The 4,883-nt window shown below is 66.0% G+C and carries 6 protein-coding genes, 1 pseudogene and 1 other annotated feature; of the genes and pseudogenes, 4 read left to right on the forward strand and 3 right to left on the reverse strand.

The annotated features are described in order from the left end of the window. Positions 1 to 209: pseudogene (locus tag H590_RS19265) on the reverse strand (IS1380 family transposase); the annotation flags it as partial. A 372-nt stretch (positions 210 to 581) separates the two neighbouring features. Here H590_RS19265 and H590_RS0113475 point away from each other — a divergent pair. Beyond that, the gene (locus H590_RS0113475; protein WP_154655338.1) at positions 582 to 962 is read left to right on the forward strand and encodes a hypothetical protein; all 381 of its coding nucleotides are present in this window, start codon (positions 582 to 584) and stop codon (positions 960 to 962) included. A gap of 19 nt (positions 963 to 981) precedes the next feature. Here the strand turns inward: H590_RS0113475 and H590_RS0113480 are convergent. Next, positions 982 to 2,228 (reverse strand): IS3 family transposase gene (locus H590_RS0113480; protein ID WP_425393488.1). Its coding sequence is split into 2 segments (ribosomal slippage): positions 982 to 1,940 and positions 1,940 to 2,228, totalling 1,248 coding nucleotides; the frame shifts between segments, so codons are not numbered across the junction. After that, positions 1,844 to 1,947: a sequence feature (AL1L pseudoknot), on the reverse strand. (Overlaps the previous gene by 104 nt.) Before the next feature lie 209 nt (positions 2,229 to 2,437). On the opposite strand from H590_RS0113480, the gene H590_RS0113490 reads away from it, so the two are divergent. The 3 genes from H590_RS0113490 to H590_RS0113500 all read left to right on the forward strand — a co-directional run bounded on the left by H590_RS0113490 (position 2,438) and on the right by H590_RS0113500 (position 4,425). Then, a complete protein-coding gene (locus tag H590_RS0113490) occupies positions 2,438 to 2,809 on the forward strand; it encodes a hypothetical protein (RefSeq protein WP_028703926.1) in 372 nt (123 codons plus the stop codon). 34 nt (positions 2,810 to 2,843) lie between these two features. Beyond that, on the forward strand, positions 2,844 to 3,263 hold the full coding sequence (locus tag H590_RS17580; protein WP_232020968.1) for an HNH endonuclease: 420 nt from the start codon (positions 2,844 to 2,846) through the stop codon (positions 3,261 to 3,263). A 736-nt stretch (positions 3,264 to 3,999) separates the two neighbouring features. Next, positions 4,000 to 4,425 carry a hypothetical protein gene (locus H590_RS0113500; protein ID WP_028703928.1) on the forward strand — a complete coding sequence of 142 codons (426 nt, stop codon included), beginning with the start codon at positions 4,000 to 4,002 and terminating at the stop codon, positions 4,423 to 4,425. A gap of 95 nt (positions 4,426 to 4,520) precedes the next feature. Here the strand turns inward: H590_RS0113500 and H590_RS16930 are convergent. Beyond that, positions 4,521 to 4,883 (reverse strand): isoaspartyl peptidase/L-asparaginase (locus H590_RS16930; protein ID WP_161626038.1); only part of this gene is annotated, 363 nt, incomplete at its 5' end.

The following is a 4,883-nucleotide window of genomic DNA, read 5'->3' on the forward strand; positions in this document are numbered from 1 at the left end:
ACAGCCAGGGACAGGGCCAGATCGCACAGGATCTTGCCCGGGTCATGGACGGTCAACGGTGTGGCCCACCGGGCCAGGGCCCTGCTCAGTTCCCGGTCCAACCCGGAGGCGCGGATCGTCTCGACCAGCAGCACCCCACCGGCCTGACCCGCTGCGGCCACGGGCGCGGCATCGACATGAACACGCGGATACGACCCGGTAGCCTTCACCTTGGGAGTGCTCCTCGACCTTGACGGATTCGGACTCTATACAAGCCCTATCCTGCCAAGTCAGGAGCACTTTCGCCTACCCGGCGACCACACCTCCGGCACTCACCGATGAAACGCCGAGGCCAATGGCCGATGGACTCTCCACATCACCAAGAAGGTCAGTGGGAATGGCGGAGGAGGCAGCGGAGGCTGGTCGGTCCCCGTCGAGCAGAAGTGAAAGTAGTCGCGACGTCACGAACGCACGCATGGGCGCGGGGTTGGACCTACCAGATGCCGGAGTCCCCGTTGTACTGGATGAGACCGGCTCCGTTGATTCCCGAGGAGATCCCAGGGCATGTGGGGTGGGGGGTCGGCCTCCTGGTGCGGTGCCGGGTGGCCCTGACGACCGGGGTCCGCTGGGATCTGGAGGGCGAGTGGGACCAGGAGAACCGACTGCTGTCGGCAGACCGGGCGACCCCGAGCCGGGTCCAGGTGCCGGTGTGGGCCGGACCGGTGCAGGACTGGGACACCGACCCCGAGGACGCCGATGCGGTCCTCGCCCTCGTCTGGGAGATGGAGTCCCAACCCTGGGATCATCTGGTGCACATGATCTCCGGGCCCGATCCCTGCGACGGGACAACAACCACCCGCGACTGGATCCACACCGAGTTTCCCCCACCTGAGATGCGCCAATGGGTGGAGGACCATCAACCATGGATCGGCCTGTGCCCCTACCTCGACTCAGTCCCGATACCCGACGCCCCGAACATCTGAATCGCCCTGGGTTTCGTTCCTATCGGGTTCCCTGTCCGGCGGTCGCCGGCTGGGGTGATTCTTGGTCAGCGTAGTACGCGGCCTCGATCTCGACGGGTGTTCGGTGACCGAGCTCGCCGTGGAGGCGGGAGTTGTTCCACCACCACACGTACTCGAGGGTCGCGAGCTCAACCTGCTCGACCGTGCGCCACGGGCCCCGACGGCGGATCAGCTCGGTCTTGTAGAGCCCGTTGACGGCCTCGGCGAGGGCATTGTCGTAACTGTCGCCGACGGTTCCCGTGGACGGTTTCGCGCCGATCTCGACGATCAGATCCGTGTAGACCACGGAGAGGTAGTTCGACCCGTGATCGGCGTGGTGCACGAGCTCATCGAGCGGCCCCGCGGCGTTGAAGGCGGCCATGTTCAACGCCTGGAGCGGCAGCACATCGGCCTTCAGCGTGGAGGCGACGTTCGACCCGACGATCATCCGGGAGAACACGTCGATCACGAACGCGACATACGCGAAGCCCGCCCATGTCGCAACATACGTGATGTCCGCGACCCACAGCCGCCGCGGCGCCGGCGCGGTGAAGTCCCGCTTCACGAGGTCCTGCGGTTGCGGGACCCGAGGATCGGACTTCGTGGTGAACACCTTCTTCGACCGCGCCACTCCGCGTACTCCCGCCAGGGCCATGAGCCGGGCGGTCTGGTCGCGGCCGACATCCCAGCCCTGCCGTCGCAGCAGCGCATGCATCTTCCGCACCCCGTACACGCCGTAGTTCTCCTCGTGGAGACGGCGGATCTCCGGCACGAGCAGCTCGTCACGCAGCTGCCGGGCAGAGGGCACGCGCGTCTTCGCGGCGCGATACCCGCGGGAGGTGAGGAACCCTGGTACCGCGTCCCGGAGGACGCGGCAGAGGAACTCGACCCCGAACTGATCCCGATGCTCATCGATGAAGCGGATCATGTCGGTCAGGGTCGGTCGAGTTCCTTCGCGAAAAACACGCTCGCAGCTTTGAGCACCTCGTTCGCTTTCCGCAGCTCAGCGTTCTCACGCCGCAGCCGGGTGTTCTCCTCAACGACATCGGTCGGGACACCGGGCCGCTGGCCCGCGTCGACCTCGCGGCGGCGATGCCACACCCGCAGCGTCTCTGCGCTCATGCCGAGCAGCCCCGCGACATGGCGCACCGCCGCCATCAGGTTCGGATGCGAGGGCTTCGCCTCGTCGAGCATCCGCAACGCCTTCTCCCGCATCTCGGGCGAGTACTTCTGATTCATCGGTTCCATCCTTGCTTGAGGAACGGAACGAAACCCAGGGCGATTCACATCTGACAGAAGCCAACCTCGCCCCTCATCGCCACAGGCCATGCTGACGTGGATGGGCGCCAGCGCCCATGGTGTTAGGGGGATGAGATGGTCAAGAGAACATCACGGTCGGTGGCTGCCAGGCGGCCACCGAGCGCGCAGCGAAGTTCCTGGAGCGCGAGCAGCACCTGGTGGAACTCGCGGCGGCCTACCTCGATGCCGACGCGCGGATCGAGTCGATCAGCCACAAATTCGACGACAGGCGGGCGGCCCTGGCCGCCGAACAGGAAGCCGAGGAGTCGGCGGTCCGCCGTGACGCGGGCCGGGCCGCACACCAGATGATCGACGGCTACGGAGTGACCAAATCCGAGGCCGCCGAGCGTCTCGGGATCACGGTCCGCCAACTCAACGAGACGTTGGCCCTGGTGCCTGCCGAACAGCCGGCCCCGACGCCGGCTCCAGCACCGGCGGCCGAGGGTCCCGATCTCCTCAATGCAGTCGGCCAGGCCGACGCCGCCGGCGAGTCGGTGGGCGATGATGATGCGGCGCAGCCCGTCGTCTGAGCTACTGGTCCGGGCCGCCAGTGATCCGGCGGTGATGGCACGGTTCTGGTCCCACGTACAGCGCCTGACCGGCACGGAGTGTTGGATCTGGACCGGGGCGATCTCAGACCGCGGGCATGGCCGGTTCTGGGTCGGCGATGACCGGGTCGTGATCGCCCACCGACTGGCCTGGGCGGCCACCTATCCCGGTCAGCCGGTCCCGCGTCTTCTCTCCCATGACTGCGACAACCCAGCATGCGTGAACCCGGCCCATTGTCGAGCCGGCACCACCGCCACCAACAGGGCCGACTACCAGGCCAGGGCCGGCACGCCAGGCTCACCCCTCAACGACATCCGCGGGGCACGCGGTCGTGCCGAGGCACTACGCGCAGCAGCCCGTCAAGGCCAAGACCTGGACTCCGCGATCACCGCCGGCCTCTCCCCACTGGACCGCGACCAACCCGGACTGTGGTGAAGATGCAGCGAGTCTCAGCCAGGGGCATCTCCAGCTCATTGTGGAGGAGATAGCACACCCGTGCGAAGCCGTCGCGAGCAAGGGGACCGAGCGAGCAGGCGAACCTCGTCAGAGGAGAAGGCTAGGCGCTGAAACCGGTCGCGAAACTCCTCGCGTCTGGTCAGGTCCGTCAAGGGTGCGGTCTCGCGAAAGGTTGGCTCGCTGTGTCCGGTTGCGCTCCGATAGAGCGCGCGAATCAAGTAGGCAGGGTCGACAACGTATGGAGCGATCATCGTGATGATCCGTTCGAGAGAGCTGTGGAAGGCGAACTCGAAGGATTGCGCGGGGACCTCGTCCACGGCGAAGCCAGGGACGAGGGCGGCGACCGCGCTACACCACTATCGGGGGACTCGACTCAGCCGAATCTGATCGATGCATGACTCCGGGCTCGTGGTCTCGCACGAGACGGACCACGGCGTCCGAAATGGGCAACGCTTGGACACTGTGACATCCGTCCTGGGCAAGCCAGATCAGACGTGACCTATCTATACGGCCGATCCGCAAGAAGGACCGCATACGCATCGATCCGCAGGGCGGTGCCGGATGCGGCGGACGAAAAACTGCCATCATCCGCCGATGAGCCGCTGCCCCCGCCAGCTGATGCCGTCGTGGGCTCCATCCCGCACCAAGAGCATGGGGCCTTCAGTCGTAAGAGCACCCGAGGGAGGAGTTAGCAGCAGCCGGTCTGCTCTGGCTAATGAACCTGCCTCACTCTGACGATAATCTGGCCTTCGTGATGGCCAGCCGCCCCTACGAACTCGATCTCCAGTGGGTCAACAGGGCTGGTTTGACTCCACTCACTGACGCTGAACAAGCCCTAGCTAACAGCCTCAGGACTGGTGAATGTGTCGACCTGCGCAAGACGTGTCAGCTCAGCGAACTGGTCACGGAACGCGCACCGATACGCTCATCCTTGATCCGCGCGCTCGTCTGCGGGCAGGTGATCCCCGAGTCACAGATCGACTCCCATGGACTCATCGTCATCGGAGCCATTCTTGACACCCGCCTTGACCTCAACGACGTCACATACTCCAGACCGCTGATCTTTTCTGAGTGCATCCTTACCCAGGGTTTGGCGGAACCTGTCAACCTGGGTGGGTCAGTGACTGTGCTGGATCGTTGAGTTGGTCGTCTCCTTGGGGGGTTGGTTGATCCACGCCGTCTCTGGCAGATGTCGTCGGTTCTGATGATCCATCCACACGCTATGCCCGAGGGGGATCAGGGCCCATGGCTGCCGCTCCGCCGCCTGAGGTTGTGGCGGATCCGCGCAGCGATGTCGTGAGCCACCACGCCGCGCATGAAGGCCTCCCCCTGCCCGGTGCACGAGACCGCCACCACGCCGTCGCGGGCGAAGGTCCCCGCCCCGATCACCGGGGTGTCCCCCACTCGGCCGACCGCCTGGTTGGCGATCCCGCCGGTGGAGGTGGCCGCGGCGAGATGACCGGTCACATCCCTGGCGACCGCGCCGACGGTCCCGTGCCGGGGCCCGGAGGTGGCCGCGTCCTGCAGCCGGTGAAGCTGCTCCACCCGGGCCGGTGTCACGAAGTAGTCGGGCTCGACCGTCTCCAGTCCCCACTCGGC

The sequence above is a fragment of the Acidipropionibacterium jensenii DSM 20535 genome (genome assembly GCF_000425285.1).
Taxonomy (GTDB): Bacteria; Actinomycetota; Actinomycetes; order Propionibacteriales; family Propionibacteriaceae; genus Acidipropionibacterium; species Acidipropionibacterium jensenii.